This window comes from Novosphingobium sp. BL-S-33 (assembly GCF_056857025.1).
On record NZ_CM166475.1, the window covers coordinates 1503448 to 1519916 of the forward strand.

The window sequence follows — 16469 nt, forward strand, 5'->3', positions numbered from 1 at the left end:
GCTTGTCGGCTTGCCCGGCTCATTCGCTATGGGGCGTGGAATAGGAGCCCAATCGCGGCTGCACCTGAAGGTCCCGCGGTACACGATCCGGACCAATCTGGCGGTCGATTTCCTCTTCGAACCAATAGAGGGCGCGCTCCTGATAACCCGTAACGATAGAAGACAATGCGCCGTTGCGCAGCGATTGCTGTATGCTGGAGAATAGGCAAAGGTCCTCTGACAGGATGTGTTCGGTGGCCTTTCGCATTTCGCCCCAATATTCCCTGTCGGCATCGTCATCCGTTGCCCATCCCATCTGGCGCACTTCCATGATCGACTTGTTCGGCCCGGCCGGCCAGAAGCATTGCAGATTGAAACCTACGGGATCGAGCGAGAAGAACGTGTTCGGAAAAGTGGGCAATGCGACCGTGTTCTCGAGAAAGACGTCGGCAATATCGTCAGGCTGCACAGGCGGCTTTTCGAAGAGCGAAACGCCGCCTTTCTTGCGCGTGCCAAAACGCATATGGCCACCGTCGTAAAGAGCTATCACGAAACTGCGGGAATCGAGGTGCGGTGCAAGCGTCTTTGGATGAACAGTATTGACGTGATAGATTTCGAGGAAATTGTGATAGGCGATTTTCCAGTTGCAATCCATTTCGACCGTGAACCGGTCCTTCACAACCATGCGTTCGAGGGGATATCCTTCGGTCAAGGCAACAAATTCGCCAAGAAATTCGCGCAAAGGACCCGCCGCGTCATCAAAATTGATAAAGATGAAGCCGCGATAAGTTTCGCAGCGCACTTCTGCCAATCCGTGGTCCGACTTTTCGAAACAGGCAAAATCGTGTTGGCTGGGCACCGCTTTCAAGGCACCGTCCAGCGCGTAACTCCAGGAGTGGTAAGGACAGACGAACCGCGAGGCCCGTCCTTCCTCCTCAAGCAGGAGGGGCGAACCGCGGTGCCGGCAGGTGTTGTGGAATGCGCGAATCCGGTCGTCCTTTCCGCGGGAAAGGATCACGGATCGATCGAGGTGCTGAAAGAGTCGGTAAGAACCGGGCTCTGGCAGCTCCGAAGCTATGCCGGCGAGCAACCACGCACGATCCCACAGCCCTTCTTTCTCGAGGGCCGCAAACCGGGGATCGGTGTAGCGTCCAGCCGGAATGGGCGGCAAGGCAGGAAAGTCGCTCGGGTGTTCGGTCCGGGCCAACTGATCGTCCATCGTCCGCTTGAGCAATTGCAATGCAGCTTCATGCATGGGCTGTCCTCCTGGGTATTCTCGTCTCCCGATGTGGGCAGGATGGCGGGGAGGTGCGAAAGCGAACCTGCAATCCGATAGGGTTCAGTGGCGGAAATCCGATCAGCACGGATCGAAGCAATAGGCGCAGATCTTGTTACCGTCGGGATCGAGCAAATAGGCGCCATAGGCGTGGGGGACCGCATTCCGCTGTCCCGGCCCCCCTGCATCGGTTCCGCCCGCCGCCAACCCGGCCGCATGAAACTGGTCGACCGCAAGCCTGCTGGGCGCCTTGAATCCCAAGGTCGCACCATTTGACGAAGTCGCGCGGCCTTCCAGGGGATGCAGAATGAGCAATTCCGGAACAGTGCGCCCATAGCAGAGACCTTGTTCCTGAAACGGCCCCAAATTGGCAATACCGAGCGGCAGCAGCGCAGCATCATAGAAGCAGGCTGCCCGCCCCAAGTCATTGGTGCCGAGGCACGCGTGGGTAAAAATGCCCATTTTCTTTCCCAAAAAGCACCTCAAGCAGGCGCTCTCGAATTACCGTCCGATGCAGTTGGCGAGGCCGCTTGGGGGCATCAGGCCATCCCAAATACACTCTAGCTTGAGCAGCGAAATATTGACGCGCTCAAGCGCCGGACGAAAAAGCCTCAGCCACCGCGCGCGTATCCATGTACTCCTTGCCCGAAACGATCTGACCATCTCGGATGATCAGAAGGTTATGGTACTCGTTGCGATAGACCCGGTCGGGAAAAACCATCTCGCCGCTCACTTCCACGGCAACTCGCTCACCTTCAGCGGTGATTCCAACAACGTTCGCCGTGCGCCGCTCAGCCGACAGCAATCCGCCCTTCACGCTGGCGATGAAATCCGCCCGTGTCATGTCGCCATGGCCCAATATCCACCATTGGCAATCGGGGTGCTGCAAAGCCTCGATTGTCTCGAGATCCCCTTCCTCCACAGCCCGCATATAACGCCGTACAATTGCCTTATTTTTCTCGATATCGCTCACCGCTTTTCTCCGCTGCCTTCACCAAGGTGCCGTTCGGAAATCTACACGTTCCGATATGACTTTCGTTGATCGTCCATTCCGCGTGGCTAGCTCCCTTTTCGGATCGACAGGAGCGCGAGATAGGAAACACTCTGCTGCGGATCAGCGGCCAGACGCGTGGCAAGCCTTGTTCTTAATTCTTCCATCAGGCGTTCCGGATCTCTGTTGCGGCCTATCTGGGCCAGGAAATTGGGGCCGTTCGCCGCGCACATCATCGACGCCCACTGAAAGCCGAATGCCTCCGCGTCCCCGGTTTCGCGGTAGGCATCCCAGAATGGATCTGGCGAGCGGACGCAAGACACGTGAACTACCGAGAGGTCAGGAAGGAGCCCTTGCTCGAACGGCGCCTTCAATTGCTCCAGGGAACGTCCCGCCGATGGAGAGGTCGCCATGAATGTATCGTCGTCATCGAGCAGGCCCTCGCGCCTCAAGTCGAGGAGCGTTGCCCAGAAGTGGCCAGCCATCCATTCGAAGCCATGTCGGTCGCCGCCACGCCCCATGAACTGGCACACCAGACGCCCTCCGACCCTCAATTCCCGCGACCGGGCCCGCAGGAAATTGAGTAAATCCTGGGCAAGCACGTCATCGACAGCTTCGCGCGCGAGCACGCTGCTGCTGTATACGGCCCAGCCGTGATCGGCGACATTGACGGGGTTGTGACTGAGCCAATGCAAGGCGTTGGACGACCACCCCAAGTCCACGCTGTCGGAGGGTAGAATCTGTTCGAAATAGGACCGGCCCACCGCCATCGGGAATACATCGCGCCGGCCCGCAAGGTAGCTGTCCGATTCGGTCGCAAGGAGCCCAAACAATGACGTGTAATCGTTGGATGGGAGATCGGTATGAATGATCTCCAGTGCTCGTTGGCCGTTGTGATCCCTCACAAGGTCAATGGCTGTGCCCATAGGAAGCAGCGAATTGCGCCCTTGCGAGGCGCCGTAGTCCACAATCCGAACCAAGCCTTGGGAATTCGCAGCGATAGTTCCCACTGCCTCCTCCCAGAGAGGAAGCGCCGAATGAAGATTGGCATGCTGCAAACCGGAATGCCGGTTGTAAGCACCTGCTCCTGCCATCGAGGCGATCGGTTGGCGCACTGGATCAGCCATAGAAAGCCTCCGCCAGCCGCACGCTGTATGTCCTGCTCTTTTCGGGCGAGAGGCCATAATGCGGAATTACGGGCGTAATCGCGTCTGCCGCCGCTGCGCGCCTAGCCACGCCGGCGCGCACCTCGTCTACATCGCCTACAACCGCGATGCTCTCCACCATCTCGTCCGGGCATGCGGCAGTCATCGCCGCTAGATCGCCTCGAGCAAATGCCGCCTGGATAGCGGAGGCTTCCTTGCCGAAGCCGATCTCCTCGAAATAGCGCAGATATTGCGGGGACTGGCTGTAATAGGCCACGGTCGCCCGGCAATCTTCGATGGCCTCTTTGCGATCCGGATCAATCGCCGTGAAGATCGAAAGGTTGAGCGAAAAATCTCCGCGCTCTCGTCCCGATTTGTCTAGCCCTGCCCGGATATTCGGAATGACCTCGCGTTCGATCCAGGCCTCGTTCCACAGAGGGTGGCCCAGCAGTCCATCGGCAATCTCGGCAGCCTGAAGGCAAGCCTTCTGAAATACTGCAGGAAGATAGATCGGAATCTCATTTCGCACCGGCGGCTGCAACAGGCGAAAGTGCGAAAGGTCTAGACTGTGGTAATCGCCCTTGAGCTGCGACAGTTCGCCGGTGTGGCCGAGAGCCACAATCTTGCGGATCATGCCCACAACTTCGCGCATGTGTGCAAGCGGCTTTCCATAGGTCGACCCGAACGATCCTTCCGTCTGGCTTTGCGCGCTGGAGCCAAGTCCCAGCACGACACGGCCGCCACTGATCAGATCGAGATCAACCGCGCTGCAAGCGGTCTCAAGCGGGCTGCGCACGAATGCCAAGGCGATGCCCGTCCCGAGTTTGAGTTTCTGCGTGGCAGGCGCGGCGGCCGCGAGGGTCGAAAACGGCGCCCCAAACATTTGGGGTGCCCAAACTCCCTCTACTCCGGCGGCTTCGTAGCTCCGCACCGCCGCGACCAGCTCCTCACCAGGCATTGGCGCGATTTGCGCCCAAACAGCTTTTCCTTTTGCCATGCTATCGCCTTTCAGAAGCCCTTGGTGTCGAAATAGTCGCGCCACGCCGTAATGTACGGGCCGTCCATCTCCAGTGCGCCCATCAGCCGCAGCGAAACGAGTTCCGCGCCGTCTGCTCCGTAAAAAATATCGCTGCGCTCCGTGAGGACGACGTTGCCATGAGCTGCGGCATGGTGAACAACGACTTCGCAGCGCTCGAAGGGAATGCGGGCCAGGAAACCCTCAACGAAGGCCATCGCTTCTTCGATTCCGACTGTCGTCGCCACGCCAACATTTTCCCAGCGCGTTACGGACGTGAATCGCTTCCTCATTGCCGAGATCATGTCTTGCGCGGTGCCGCCGCTTTCATCGAAAAATGCCAGCACTTCCTGCAACGGCCCCGCCATATTCGCCTCCCCGATCTGCAATCGGGGCACCATGGGGACTGATGGCAGGCAATGCCCCTGCCGAAAGATAGCCAGCCCGAGTTAGGGCCGGCGCCCTGGCCTCATCGCCTTGGGAAGATCGGAATCCGTCGTGCCTGGCATTGGCCGTTCGTTGCCCCCCAATCATTTGCCGCAACATGACGTCGCTTCGGCGACACTATGTCCTCGTGTTGAAAGTCATAGTTGCAGCATGCTGCACAGCTCTTCCTATAGTGCTGCGGCACAAGCGAACGGGAGTGCCGCAACCATGAGCGCCGTCGACGAACTGATCGCACTTGCACGATCAGCAGACCCATTCCGCAACGCCCCGGAACAGTTGGCCGAACTGCAGCTCGAAGCCGCACGAGAACGTTTTTCCGAGCGGCGCGGACAGATTGGTGTGCTGAACAAGCGCGCCAGAGAGGCAGGGATCGAAAGCATAGACGGGCTGTCCGATCTTGTGCCCCTTCTCTTCGCTCACACAAACTACAAAAGCTATCCGGAAGCCTTTGTCGACAACGGGCAATGGGCTCACATGAACCTATGGCTTGGCACCCTCGCAACCTATCCCACAGACAACATCGACGTGTCGGACGTGCGCGACATCGATGAGTGGTTGGACCGCGCACGTTTGGCCGGCCACCACGTATTTGCCTCGAGCGGAACATCTGGAAAATCCTCATTTCTGGATCAGTCGGACCAGGACCGGGACATCAGCGTCACGGCCTGTCTGCATGCCGCTGACCTGTCCACGCCCAGCTACGTCGCCGATCACTCGCGCTCGGTCTTCACGATGATGCCGGAGCGCGGCACCCATAAGATGATCGATTTCTGCAACCGCCACTTTCCTCGCTGGGCAGCGCCCGGCGAACTGCACCGATTGAGCGAGGATCCGATCCGTGCGTTCGATGCTATGAGGCCTGCGCAATTGAGGCGTTTGTTGGCAGCAGGCAAGATCGGCCCAGGCGAGATCGCAGCCTACGAAGCCGAACTTGAGGTCCGCCGCATCAAGCGTGCAGCCGAGTTCGAGACCTGGATCGACTTGTTGGAAGACCGCCGGCACAGTCCCCTTTACATCGGCGTAATGTACGGCGTTGCCTGGCAGATCGTAGAAACGCTGCGAAAGCGCGGGATAAAGAACGGAGATTTCCACCCCGACACTCTGATGAGCTTCGGGGGAGGCACGAAGGGCGCTGCGGTCCCAGCAGACTACCGGGAACAAATCCAGCAATTCTTCGGCGTCACGCCCGACCGGATTACCAGTTCTTATGCAATGGTGGAGATGAGCGGCTTCTGCGCCAAGATCCAGCCGACCGAGTCTTATGCGGTACCCCCGTGGATCGTCCCCTTGGTTCTCGACAAGTCCGGCGAACATCTGCTCGGCACGACCGGTGACATGGGCCTCGTCGAGGGGCGTATGGCATTTTTCGACATCCTCGCCGATGCGCGTTGGGGCGGCGTGATTTCCGGCGACAAGGTGCAGGTGGAGTTCGGATCGGGCCTTGAAGGGGTTAAGACACCGGTGATCCACGCGGTAGCTCGTTATGCCGATCTCGAAGAGGGCGAGGACAAACTCAGCTGCGCGGGATCCATCGACTCCTACGTCCGCGGGTCGATCTCGTCTCCCCCGACTTTCGCGGCTTGAACGAGGAAACAGTCATGCGACCGGAAAGCATGTCCAACGAGCCGAGGCTGCTGATAGCGCACGTCATAAAGGGAGAAGTACAGCTCGACGCTGCAGTCGAGCATCGCTCCCGAGCGAGCGCGAGCCCGGTGATGAGCCCTGCACTGGATCTCGACGCGCTGATTTGGCCCAGACGCGACCCCGGACCTGCGTTCGAAACGCCGCTGGCGGAAATCGTCGATTTCCTCGTCGAGGTCGGCAAGGCACTCGATTTCGATAAAAATGCCCATCTACAGGAAGCGGCAGCCCTCAATCTTCACTGCAATAGTCTTGGCGCGCGGATTCTGGAAAACTGCTACAGGGACATCGGTTGGTTCTTCACGCGCGAGGCCGTCGAAGCCGAGGCGGAGCAATCTCTCGGTTGGCTCGGCGCGAATGACGGCTGGATTAGACGTGATATCCAGGGCCAAGCCTTCGACATCCGGGCGTTTCCGCCGCGCATGGTCCATATTCTTGCCGGAAATGCCCCCATCGTGCCGCCAGTGACGATCGTGCGCGGGGCTATCAGCAAGGGCGTTCATTTGCTGAAGATGCCCTCGAACGACATGTTCACTGCCACGGCACTTCTGCGCACGATGGCTGATGTCGGGCCCAATCACCCGGTGACACGCTCGTTCTCGGCGGCCTATTGGCGCGGCGGCGATACCGCGATCGAGGAACACATCTTCAGATCCCAGTATTTCGACAAGCTGGCAGTGTGGGGAGGCGAAGCGGCCGTTCGCCATGCAATGAAATATGCAGCTGCCGGTTTCGAGATCGTATCCTTCGACCCCAAGATCTCGATTTCGCTGATCGGCAAGGAGGCTTTCGCAGGATTGCCTATAGCCGAGATCGCCCGGCGCAGCGCGGCCGATATCATCGCTTTCAATCAGGACGCATGTAGCTGCGCTCGCTTCCAGTTCGTCGAGGGATCCTTACCGCAAGTTGATGCCTATTGTGAGGCTCTCGTAGCCGAGATGGGCAAGGATGTTCGGTATGGGAATGGACAAGGCGGACCACGTCCTCCCGAGGCATTGTTGGACGAACTCGATATGCTCGGCAATCTCGAGCCGATTTACCGTGTGTTCGGACAACCCGACGGCACCGGAATGGTTGTTCGATCAAGCGATCCGGTCGCATTCAATCCCGGTGGCAAGCTTGTCAACGTGGTCGCCGTCTCCAGCCTAGCGGAGGCGATTGCCCATGTCTCCGTGGCCACCCAGTCGGTCGGCGTCTATCCGCCCGGCCGCATCACGCAGTTGCGCGACGGGCTGTCGTCGGCCGGCGCGCAACGCATCGTCGGCCTTGGCAACATCAATAGCGGAAAGTTCGGCGGCCTGCCGCACGACGGGGGATGGCCCGTCCATCGCATGATGCATTGGGTCGTGACCGAAGCAGAGAGAGCCAACACAGCCATGAACCGCACGCATACAGGACCGCTTTCGCTCGATACCTACCGGCTGCTTGGCCGTTCGGGCTTACGAGTTTCGCCTTTGGCTCTGGGTACAATGACATTCGGCGAGGAATGGGGCGCTGGCGAAGAGGAATCCCGACGCATTTTCGATGCCTACGTCGATCAGGGCGGCAATTTCATCGACACTGCAGGATATTACGCAGGCGGCGTTTCGGAAGATTTGACGGGCAAATTCGCCGAGGCAAAGCGCGACAGACTGGTTCTCTCCACCAAATACTCCCTGACGCGATCGGTTGGAGATCCCAATGCTGCCGGAAACAGCCGGCGCAACATGATGCAGACCGTTGAGACGAGCCTGCGCCGGCTTCGCACCGATCGCATCGATCTGCTATTTCTCCATGTCTGGGACGATAGCACCCCCGCAGACGAAATCATGCGCGCCTTTGATGACTTGGTGACCCAGGGCAAGGTTCTTTATCTGGGTCTGTCCGATACGCCCGCCTGGCAGATGGCGCGATTGCAGACGATGGCCGACCTGCGCGGCTGGACCCAGTTCGCAGCGTTGCAAGCCGAATACAATCTTGTGGAGCGTACCGCCGAGCGGGATCTCATTCCTGCTGCAAAAGCACTCGGCATTGGCGTGATGCCGTGGTCTCCTCTTGCCAGCGGCTTGCTGTCCGGCAAATACGCGGCCCGGAGCAACGGAGAGGGTCAGGACACTGGAGGACGCGGCGCCATGTTGGCCGCTGCGGGCAAGCTGGACGCTCGTACGTTGGCCATTGCTGACGCCGTTCAGGCAGTCGCCGACGACGTCGGCGCTACTTCGGCACAAGCGGCCATCGCTTGGACTTTGGCGAACCCGGCCGTAGTCTCGCCGTTGCTGGGTGCACGAACGATGCGGCAATATGAGGACAATGTAGCCGCTCTCGGCGTTTCGCTGGATCTGCACCATCTCGATCGATTGGAAGCGGCCAGTTTCACTCCGAAAGGCTTCCCGCACGAATTCCTGGCAACGGACTTCATTCGCCACGGATTGACCGCCGGCACCAAAGTGCGACCCCGAGCAAGCTGATGGAGTGCTGGCTCAGGTTGCCCGGATTAGCCGTCCGGGGCGTGCGCCGGTATCGACGCCATCCCGACGAGTGATGACGCCGCTAACCATCGTCGCACGATATCCGGACGCATGTTGCGCCAAGCGGCGACCGCCTCCCGGCAAATCATGAACGACGTACGGGGCGTGAAGCCTGAGGGCTGCATGGTCGATCAGGTTGATGTCGGCCTTCAGCCCTTGTGCCAGCCGCCCCCTGTCGTGCAGACCGAGAAAGGCGGCATTATCAGCGCTAAGCGCCTTGACAGCAGCCGCGACGGAAAGTCGCTCACCGGCGCGGTCGCGTGCCCAGTAGGCGAGCATTGTCGTTGGATAACTGGCATCGCAAATAATACCGTAGTGCGCTCCTCCATCTCCCAGGCCGATTATGCTGCAAGGATCCTTCATCATGGCGAGCACCGGATCGAGAGAGCACTGCGCATAGTTTGAGAAAGGCATCAGGATTAAGGATTTCCCTTCCTGTTCCAGCATCAGTTCGTAGGCGAGTTCGGCCGGTTCGATTCCACGTCGTTTTGCAAGAGATGCAATGCTGGAATCGGGCGACGGCTCGTAGTCCGGTTCATCACCGAGCGGAAAGAGATTATCCCATGTTCGCAGCAGTGCGTGGAGCGGCGTAGGCGTTTCATCGGGCTCTTCCGCCACAAGTCGTTCGCGAAAGCGTGAATCGCGCATGAGCCTTACTTTTTCAGGTAATGGCAGATCCTCGAGCGCCCGATAGGTCCGGCAATAACTGAAGGCGTTTGCCGAAGTGGAAAGGCCGCACAATGCTCCCATGAGCCGGGGAAAGACCTGAGCCAGGATCGGTGCCGCTCCGCTACGGTTATGTTCCAGCAGCGCGTCCATCGTCTGCCGCCAGCCATCGGGATTTCCGGCCCACTGGGCCAGCGAATACGTCACTGGCCTGCCGGAAGCGCAAGCCATTCGCTTCATCAGATCGATGTCGCCCGACCAGTCTGCAGTGTCGAGGTTAGGGATCATTTGAATGACCCCTCGTCCACTCTCTCCCACAGCCCGGGCGAGTGCTTCCAACTCTTCGCACGCGGCCTGGAAGGAGGGAATGAAGGCTCCGTCCCCGCGACGATGGACGAGCGAGCGCGAGGTTGCAAACCCCAGTGCGCCGGCATCCATGGCCTCGCTGACAAGCTCGGAGAGACGGACGATATCCGCAGGCGTCGCCGCTTCTCGGTCCAGGCCGCGCTGGCCCATCGCATAGACGCGCAAGGGAGAGTGGGGAATGTATGCGCCGACGTCTACGTCCCACCCACAGTTGCCTAGCGCTTCAAGATACTCCGGAAAAGTCTCCCAGTTCCACGGCAAACCCGTGGCCATGACAGCCTCGGGGATATCCTCAACACCCTCCATGACATTGACGAGTGCTTCTCGGTCGCCCGCGCGGCATGGCGCAAAGCCAACCCCGCAATTGCCTATGACTACACTTGTGACGCCGTGTTCGGCGGACGGCACCAAACTGTCCGACCAAGTCACTTGGCCATCGTAGTGCGTATGGATGTCAATGAAGCCCGGCGTCACGAGGAGACCATTGGCATCGATCTCTTCTCGGGCTCGCTCCAGGTTCGCCCCGATGGCAGATATGCGGCCGTCGAGGACAGCAATATCTGCCACGAATGGATTCCCGCCGGTCCCGTCGACGATCGTGCCGCCTCGGATGATCAAATCTGCGTCGGGCATGGCTCAATCCTTCAATCCGCCAACGAGGCCAAGAGTTCACCCGGTGCATGTTCCTCGGTCACCCACTTCACCATCCGGCGGACCGGCTCGATCGCATCCTGCCGCTCCATGTTATGCTGCATGGTCGCAGCGCCCCCCAACGACACGATCCGTTGAACTCCCTGATAAGCCAAGCGATCGCGCAGCGCCTCTTTGAGACTTTCCGGGAAAATCCCAATCGTCTGAGTGTAGGCGTTCACGGAATTGATCGCAGTATCCGTGGTATCGACCGGGACGATATTGCCCACGCGGCATGCCAGTGTCCGAGAGAAATCAACTGGGTAGTCATCCTGGCTGACGATCACCGCGCCTTCATTAGATCGCCCGCCGAAAACCCGGTACTCTTCATCGTTAAGGCGAACGCCATCAATTTCCGACTTGAGTGCTGTGTCGAATGCCTTGTGAGGCGTACTGAGATGATCGGGCAATCGCTGGAGAGCCTCGAAGGTGAGTTCGCCCAGGCGGTTGGCGTTGCGCAGTCCGACATCATCTGTCCCGCTTTCGACGTAGATGACGCGCGCCGAAACGCAGCCCTCCTGGTTCTGTGCGCCAATATCCAGAGCGAGGCGACGCGCCACCTGTTTCATGGTTGCGTCGTCGGCAAAGGCTTCCCTTCCGATGATCGTTCCGGAGAGCTTGGGGTCCTGCGTTATGAGATCGATGCCTGGCTGGAGGTAGCGCGTGATGTGCTTCACTGAATCGAAACCGCCCCAGGCAACGATTTTCTCGATGCCCCGCGGATCATAGATCACCGGTTCAACCAGCTCATCGCCGCCTTTCCAATAGGCGACGGATATGTGTCTGGACAATGGATGCTCCGGCGCCATCTCGGCCATAGTCCGGACGATCGCCGCTGCCGTCAGCGGATCGTTCGACGGCAACTTTATAATCGCATCAGATCGCGTCAACGCGTTGCGGATTACTGTCAATATCGACACGATAGGTGCATTGCCGGCTATGACATGGACAGCTCGTGCCCCGAAAGCGCGCGTGCGCGCGGAAAGGCCAGGGAAAATGCTCGGTCCTTGGTCAACCCAGCCTTCCAGATAATCGACGCCGCACGAACGCTCCATCATTCGTCGCATCTCCCCGCGATCAAACGTCGCGCCCATATGCTGGAAGTGGCGGCGCAGGATGCTTTCGGACAGTCCAGACGTCAGGCAGGACAGACGAAATGCCTGCTGAAGATGGCGGTTCCGTCCGATGTCCAATCGTTCACCCAGCGCGACCAGGAAATCGAGGATTTCTTCGAACCGCAGCGAATAGAGATCGGCCATCGCCGACGGCGTGCGTAGCGGCAAGTCCGCTACGTATTTTGCCAAATCCGGGGCACGAAAGGATACGCCTCCCCGGCGTCCACCATAGAGGACATCACCATCATCGATGATTTGCCCTCGGATAATGAGAGGAACGCGGAAGTCATCGTTCATCAGCTTTCTCACATCGATAGTTCGGCAAGGAATTCCAGCGCCCTGTCATGAGCTTCGGGTGCGCCGGCGCAGACTACGCGGTCATCGCCGCCCTCCTTCTCGCTGTAACGGCGAACCGGCGGGATGATGTGCACCCCAGTACGGCCGCAGGAACAGGGCGTCTGCCAGCCTGAGAGCGTGATTTCGTCGCCCGTGACAAGCCCCGCCCAATAGGTATTGGGCATCAGGTCAAACGAAGCGTATCGTCCGGTCTGGCCATCCTTGCGCGGCAGGGGCTTACCCGTGGCCGGATCGAGCAGAAACGGGATTTGGATCGGTGGGATGTGATAGTGGCCCTGCTCGCACATCATGCACAGCCCCATCAATTCCGAGGTGGCATACATTTCGTAGATCGTGTCGAATCCAAGGAATTCGAGCACGCGCTCGCGCCAATTGTCCGGAAGCTCCTTGCCCTTGTTTCCCCCTCCGGTCAGCAACACGCTGCCTTTACCGAAAACGTTCGTGAGACCACGTTTCAGCCCCTCTTCCGCCCAATCGTAAAGGATTGCCCACATAGCCGTGGCATAGACATCCTTGCCGCCGAAACGACGCTGCGCCTCGGCAAAGAAATGTTTGAGGTCTTCCGGTCTTCGGCGTTCGAGCTCGAGCAGAGCCTCCCGGCGTTCCGCCAGCGCAGGAGAAATAGCGAGGGCACCAGCCTCGCCCCTCGCCTCAGCGGCCCTCAGCCGCCCACCGAGCGAAGCAATATCCGCGCTGAAGCGGGATTCTGGATAGAGAAAAAGGGCATTTTCCTCACCCTTGGCATAGAGTTCGATTTGGATGCCATTCCCTCGCTGCGTCGCAGCCGCCCCGTAGCGATAGCCCGGGATGATGATCGGCATTCCGTCCTTCAGGATGTCCGGGCCGCGCTCCGGCCACCAATCGCGGATGATTATCGCGGAGTGGATAATGGTCTCTCGCCACTGCGCCTTGCTGCGCGGTACGAAGCTTAGCTTGCCGGTGGTGCCCGAAGTATGCTGCACGGTCAGGTCGGTCGCGGCATCCAGCAGATCGATCCAGTCATCGATAGTCTCTATTCCCGACGCATCGACATGAGAGATATCGCTCGTCGTAAGGCCCGAAAGCCACTTGGTCAGCTTGTCGAAGCGGCCTCGCTCAAGATAGCTTATCGGGTAGGACTTATAGACGGTGTGTGGGAATAACAGCGGCGCCAGGTCATCGATCGTTTCGATCGTCTCGATCCCCTGTTCTCGGGCCAACCGGTCGAGAACGGAAAGACCCGGCCGGAGCTGTGCGAAGCGCTTGCGCGCGCCCGCAAGATGGAGCCTGTCAATTTCCTCCTGCTCAAGCGTAAATGCCAGATCATAGGGCGCATCATGAAAGCTTGTCGGGTCTTCGATGAGGCGGTCGAGGTACGTAGTCATGATGCGAATCCGTCCTGTTTCGATGACGAATTCTGGCTCTCCATTGGGGCTCACGACAACGAAGAACGGTGCCGCGTTCGCGCCAAACTATTGTCAGGAGGTCATGTCGAATGACGGTGTGCAACTGATTGAGCGCTCGCGATATTCGCGTGGCGTCAGGCCGGTTGCCCGCCGGAAAGCCGCCGAAAAAGCGGCCGGGCTCTGAAAACCGCAATTACCGGCGATAACCTTGATCATCATCGCATCGTCGCGAAGTTGCTCCTGAGCCCGGGCGATACGGCGCTTGGCGATATAGCCGGTTAACGTCTCTCCCGTGGTCGCGCGAAAGGTACGGATGAGATGTCTCGGACTGGTGCGAATTTCGGCGGCGAGGCAGGATACCGAGAGGTCGGTGCCCAAGTCCGCTTCGATCCTGTCTCTCACTCGCTGCAATCGCCAAACCGGCATTTGTCCGGATCCGGCATCCCGTGGAGATCCCGATTTCTGGAAATGGCGGCACAGCTCGACCACAAGGAGGAGCGCCATGCTCTCTAGCAGAATAGCCTGACCGAATCCCGGATGCCGCAATTCATTCGCCAACCGGGCTAGGCCCTGCCTTATCGACACGCTCTGAACATCGAGACAAGGAGCCAGATCAGCAAGCTGTTCATCTTCGAACAGTTCCTCGGCGCGCTCGTTAGCGAACGTCAGGCAAAGAAGGCTATGTTCGCCAGGCTCACTCCACGTCGCAAATTCGCCGCCCTTTGGGAGAAACACGACGTTTCCCGGAGGATCGGCTAATTCGTTGGCGGTCCTGAAAAATCGCGAGTTTGGGCAACGCGGGCCGAGCGAAAAATCAAGGTAGTATGAATTCGGCTCGTACAGAGCGCGACTGCCCTCATTCCAACCGAAATGGCGGATGTCCGCAAAAATGCCATTGATTTCGATTTCGCGTTCAATGCGGAAATGAGACGCCGTGTGAGGTGCGCACATCGGCAAATCGCCTCGATCCGCAATGCCCATGTTCGGCCTCCTCGTCAGCCGAATTGTTCCGCTCGTCGATGGAACCAATCCGGTCTTCGATGTCATGCGCCGAGCAGGCCCTCCTCCGACCCGCCCGGCGCCCGCGTTTCAAAGCAAGGGGCCTTGAAACGCTATAACTCTATTCCTGGTCACCTTGCGGCGAACCTCCATATACCGCAACCTTCCTTCGGATAGGGCGCCTGAGCGCCCTGACAGCGGAGGCGAACATTTCAAACGGACTTGGTCAGTTCCGGCACGGCGCTGAACAGATCCGCCACGAGGCCGACGTCGGCGACCTGGAAGATCGGGGCGTCCTCGTCCTTGTTGATGGCGATGATGGTCTTGGAGTCCTTCATGCCCGCAAGGTGCTGGATCGCGCCCGAGATGCCGACGGCGATGTAGACTTCGGGAGCCACGATCTTGCCGGTCTGGCCGACTTGATAGTCGTTCGGCACATAGCCCGCGTCCACCGCAGCGCGCGAGGCGCCGACGGCAGCGCCGAGCTTGTCGGCGAGCGGCATGATGTACTGTTCGAACGTCTCCGAATCCTTCAGCGCGCGGCCGCCCGAGACGATCACCTTGGCGCTGGTCAGTTCCGGACGTTCGGACTTCGCGAGTTCGGCACCCACGAAGCTCGAAAGGCCGGCGTCACCGGCACCTGCGACGTCTTCGATGGCAGCCGAACCGCCCTCGGCAGCGGCCTTCTCGAAGGCCGTGCCGCGCACGGTGATCACCAGCTTGGCATCGCTCGATTCGACGGTGGCGATGGCGTTGCCGGCGTAGATCGGACGGGTGAAGGTCTTCTCGCCTTCGACCGAGAGGATGTCCGACAGCTGCATCACGTCGAGCAGCGCGGCAACGCGCGGGGCGACGTTCTTGCCGGTGGTGGTGGCGGGCGCCAGGAACGCGTCGTGGTGGCCCATCAGTTCCACGATCAGCGGCGCGACGTTTTCGGCCAGCGCATGTTCGTAGGCGGCGTTGTCGGCCACGTGGACCTTGGCGACGCCGGCGATCTTCGCGGCAGCCTCGGCAGCGGCACGGCAGCCAGCGCCTGCGACCAGCAGGTGAACTTCACCCAGCTTGGCGGCAGCAGTGACGGTGTGGAGCGTTGCGTCCTTGACCGACGCGTTGTCGTGTTCGACCCAAACGAGCGTCTTCATTAGGCGACTCCCAGTTCCTTGAGCTTGGCTACCAGCGCATCGACGTCGGCAACCTTGACCCCGGCCGAGCGCACGGGCGGCTCCGAGACCTTGAGGGTCTTGAGGCGCGGAGCGATGTCGACGCCGTAATCGGCGGCGGTCTTCACATCGAGCGGCTTCTTCTTCGCCTTCATGATGTTCGGCAGCGAAGCATAGCGCGGCTCGTTGAGGCGCAGGTCGGTGGTGACGATCGCGGGCAGCGAAAGCTTCACGGTCTCCAGACCGCCATCGACTTCGCGGGTCACGGCAACGTGATCACCGTCGATCTCGACCTTGCTGGCAAACGTGCCCTGCGGGCGGCCGGTGAGGGCTGCGAGCATCTGGCCGGTCTGGTTCGAATCGTCGTCGATCGCCTGCTTGCCGAGGATCACGAGGCCCGGATTCTCTTCGGCAACGATCGCCTTGAGGATCTTGGCGACGGCCAGCGGCTCGACTTCGGCATCGGTCTCGATGAGGATCGCACGATCTGCACCCATGGCGAGTGCGGTGCGCAGCGTATCCTGCGCCTTGGCCGGGCCGACCGAGACGGCCACGATCTCTTCAGCCTTGCCCGCTTCCTTGATGCGGATAGCTTCTTCGACCGCGATCTCGTCGAACGGATTCATGCTCATCTTGACGTTGGCCAGGTCAACGCCCGTGCCGTCCGCCTTTACGCGCGGCTTCACGTTGTAATCGATCACCCGCTTAACGGGGACGAGGATCTTCATCG

14 protein-coding genes are annotated in these 16469 nt (G+C 59.8%); 2 read left to right on the forward strand and 12 right to left on the reverse strand.

Annotation, left to right across the window (positions count from 1 at the left end; all coding sequences use genetic code 11):
• Positions 1-19: 19 nt before the first annotated feature.
• From AC1VVM_RS23300 to AC1VVM_RS23325, 6 genes are all read right to left on the reverse strand, one after another.
• Positions 20-1234: an aromatic ring-hydroxylating oxygenase subunit alpha gene (locus tag AC1VVM_RS23300; RefSeq protein WP_395335293.1), complete on the reverse strand. Its 1215-nt coding sequence runs from the start codon at positions 1232-1234 to the stop codon at positions 20-22.
• Between the two features lie 102 nt (positions 1235-1336).
• A complete protein-coding gene (locus AC1VVM_RS23305; protein ID WP_133085015.1) occupies positions 1337-1717 on the reverse strand; it encodes a VOC family protein in 381 nt (126 codons plus the stop codon).
• 127 nt (positions 1718-1844) lie between these two features.
• Entirely contained in the window at positions 1845-2228 is a 384-nt protein-coding gene (locus AC1VVM_RS23310; RefSeq protein WP_395335297.1) for a nuclear transport factor 2 family protein, read from the reverse strand.
• Positions 2229-2314: 86 nt separating this feature from the next.
• Positions 2315-3373 carry a class I SAM-dependent methyltransferase gene (locus AC1VVM_RS23315; RefSeq protein ID WP_395335299.1) on the reverse strand — a complete coding sequence of 353 codons (1059 nt, stop codon included), beginning with the start codon at positions 3371-3373 and terminating at the stop codon, positions 2315-2317.
• The gene (locus tag AC1VVM_RS23320) at positions 3366-4388 is read right to left on the reverse strand and encodes an LLM class flavin-dependent oxidoreductase (protein ID WP_395335301.1); all 1023 of its coding nucleotides are present in this window, start codon (positions 4386-4388) and stop codon (positions 3366-3368) included. Before AC1VVM_RS23320 ends, AC1VVM_RS23315 begins: the two co-directional genes overlap by 8 nt.
• 11 nt (positions 4389-4399) lie before the next feature.
• The gene (locus AC1VVM_RS23325) at positions 4400-4774 is read right to left on the reverse strand and encodes a limonene-1,2-epoxide hydrolase family protein (protein ID WP_395335304.1); all 375 of its coding nucleotides are present in this window, start codon (positions 4772-4774) and stop codon (positions 4400-4402) included.
• 286 nt (positions 4775-5060) lie between these two features.
• On the opposite strand from AC1VVM_RS23325, the gene AC1VVM_RS23330 reads away from it, so the two are divergent.
• Positions 5061-6437 (forward strand): hypothetical protein, encoded by a 1377-nt coding sequence (locus AC1VVM_RS23330; RefSeq protein WP_395335306.1) that lies wholly within the window; start codon positions 5061-5063, stop codon positions 6435-6437.
• Between the two features lie 14 nt (positions 6438-6451).
• Complete coding sequence (locus tag AC1VVM_RS23335) at positions 6452-8941, forward strand: aldo/keto reductase (RefSeq protein WP_482956649.1); 2490 nt, start codon at positions 6452-6454, stop codon at positions 8939-8941.
• A 12-nt stretch (positions 8942-8953) separates the two neighbouring features.
• Here the strand turns inward: AC1VVM_RS23335 and AC1VVM_RS23340 are convergent, their stop codons facing one another.
• The 6 genes from AC1VVM_RS23340 to AC1VVM_RS23365 all read right to left on the reverse strand — a co-directional run bounded on the left by AC1VVM_RS23340 (position 8954) and on the right by AC1VVM_RS23365 (position 16467).
• The gene (locus AC1VVM_RS23340; protein WP_395335310.1) at positions 8954-10666 is read right to left on the reverse strand and encodes an N-acyl-D-amino-acid deacylase family protein; all 1713 of its coding nucleotides are present in this window, start codon (positions 10664-10666) and stop codon (positions 8954-8956) included.
• A gap of 11 nt (positions 10667-10677) precedes the next feature.
• A complete protein-coding gene (locus AC1VVM_RS23345; protein WP_395335312.1) occupies positions 10678-12135 on the reverse strand; it encodes an acyl-CoA reductase in 1458 nt (485 codons plus the stop codon).
• A gap of 8 nt (positions 12136-12143) precedes the next feature.
• Positions 12144-13559 carry a phenylacetate--CoA ligase family protein gene (locus AC1VVM_RS23350; RefSeq protein ID WP_395335314.1) on the reverse strand — a complete coding sequence of 472 codons (1416 nt, stop codon included), beginning with the start codon at positions 13557-13559 and terminating at the stop codon, positions 12144-12146.
• Between the two features lie 93 nt (positions 13560-13652).
• Entirely contained in the window at positions 13653-14561 is a 909-nt protein-coding gene (locus AC1VVM_RS23355) for a helix-turn-helix domain-containing protein (protein ID WP_395335316.1), read from the reverse strand.
• A gap of 230 nt (positions 14562-14791) precedes the next feature.
• Entirely contained in the window at positions 14792-15721 is a 930-nt protein-coding gene (locus AC1VVM_RS23360) for an electron transfer flavoprotein subunit alpha/FixB family protein (protein WP_395335319.1), read from the reverse strand.
• Complete coding sequence (locus AC1VVM_RS23365; protein ID WP_395335321.1) at positions 15721-16467, reverse strand: electron transfer flavoprotein subunit beta/FixA family protein; 747 nt, start codon at positions 16465-16467, stop codon at positions 15721-15723. The genes AC1VVM_RS23360 and AC1VVM_RS23365 overlap by 1 nt, the downstream gene beginning before the upstream one ends.
• Positions 16468-16469: the final 2 nt, after the last annotated feature.

Excerpts from the sequence above, each read along its gene's own strand:
- AC1VVM_RS23360 (WP_395335319.1), bottom strand. The coding sequence starts at position 15,721 with ATGAAGACGCTCGTTTGGGTCGAACACGACAACGCGTCGGTCAAGGAC.
- AC1VVM_RS23300 (WP_395335293.1), bottom strand. The coding sequence starts at position 1,234 with ATGCATGAAGCTGCATTGCAATTGCTCAAGCGGACGATGGACGATCAG.
- AC1VVM_RS23315 (WP_395335299.1), bottom strand. The coding sequence starts at position 3,373 with ATGGCTGATCCAGTGCGCCAACCGATCGCCTCGATGGCAGGAGCAGGT.
- AC1VVM_RS23335 (WP_482956649.1), top strand. The coding sequence starts at position 6,452 with ATGCGACCGGAAAGCATGTCCAACGAGCCGAGGCTGCTGATAGCGCAC.
- AC1VVM_RS23330 (WP_395335306.1), top strand. The coding sequence starts at position 5,061 with ATGAGCGCCGTCGACGAACTGATCGCACTTGCACGATCAGCAGACCCA.
- AC1VVM_RS23345 (WP_395335312.1), bottom strand. The coding sequence starts at position 12,135 with ATGAACGATGACTTCCGCGTTCCTCTCATTATCCGAGGGCAAATCATC.
- AC1VVM_RS23365 (WP_395335321.1), bottom strand. The coding sequence starts at position 16,467 with ATGAAGATCCTCGTCCCCGTTAAGCGGGTGATCGATTACAACGTGAAG.
- AC1VVM_RS23320 (WP_395335301.1), bottom strand. The coding sequence starts at position 4,388 with ATGGCAAAAGGAAAAGCTGTTTGGGCGCAAATCGCGCCAATGCCTGGT.
- AC1VVM_RS23350 (WP_395335314.1), bottom strand. The coding sequence starts at position 13,559 with ATGACTACGTACCTCGACCGCCTCATCGAAGACCCGACAAGCTTTCAT.
- AC1VVM_RS23305 (WP_133085015.1), bottom strand. The coding sequence starts at position 1,717 with ATGGGCATTTTTACCCACGCGTGCCTCGGCACCAATGACTTGGGGCGG.
- AC1VVM_RS23340 (WP_395335310.1), bottom strand. The coding sequence starts at position 10,666 with ATGCCCGACGCAGATTTGATCATCCGAGGCGGCACGATCGTCGACGGG.
- AC1VVM_RS23325 (WP_395335304.1), bottom strand. The coding sequence starts at position 4,774 with ATGGCGGGGCCGTTGCAGGAAGTGCTGGCATTTTTCGATGAAAGCGGC.
- AC1VVM_RS23355 (WP_395335316.1), bottom strand. The coding sequence starts at position 14,561 with ATGGGCATTGCGGATCGAGGCGATTTGCCGATGTGCGCACCTCACACG.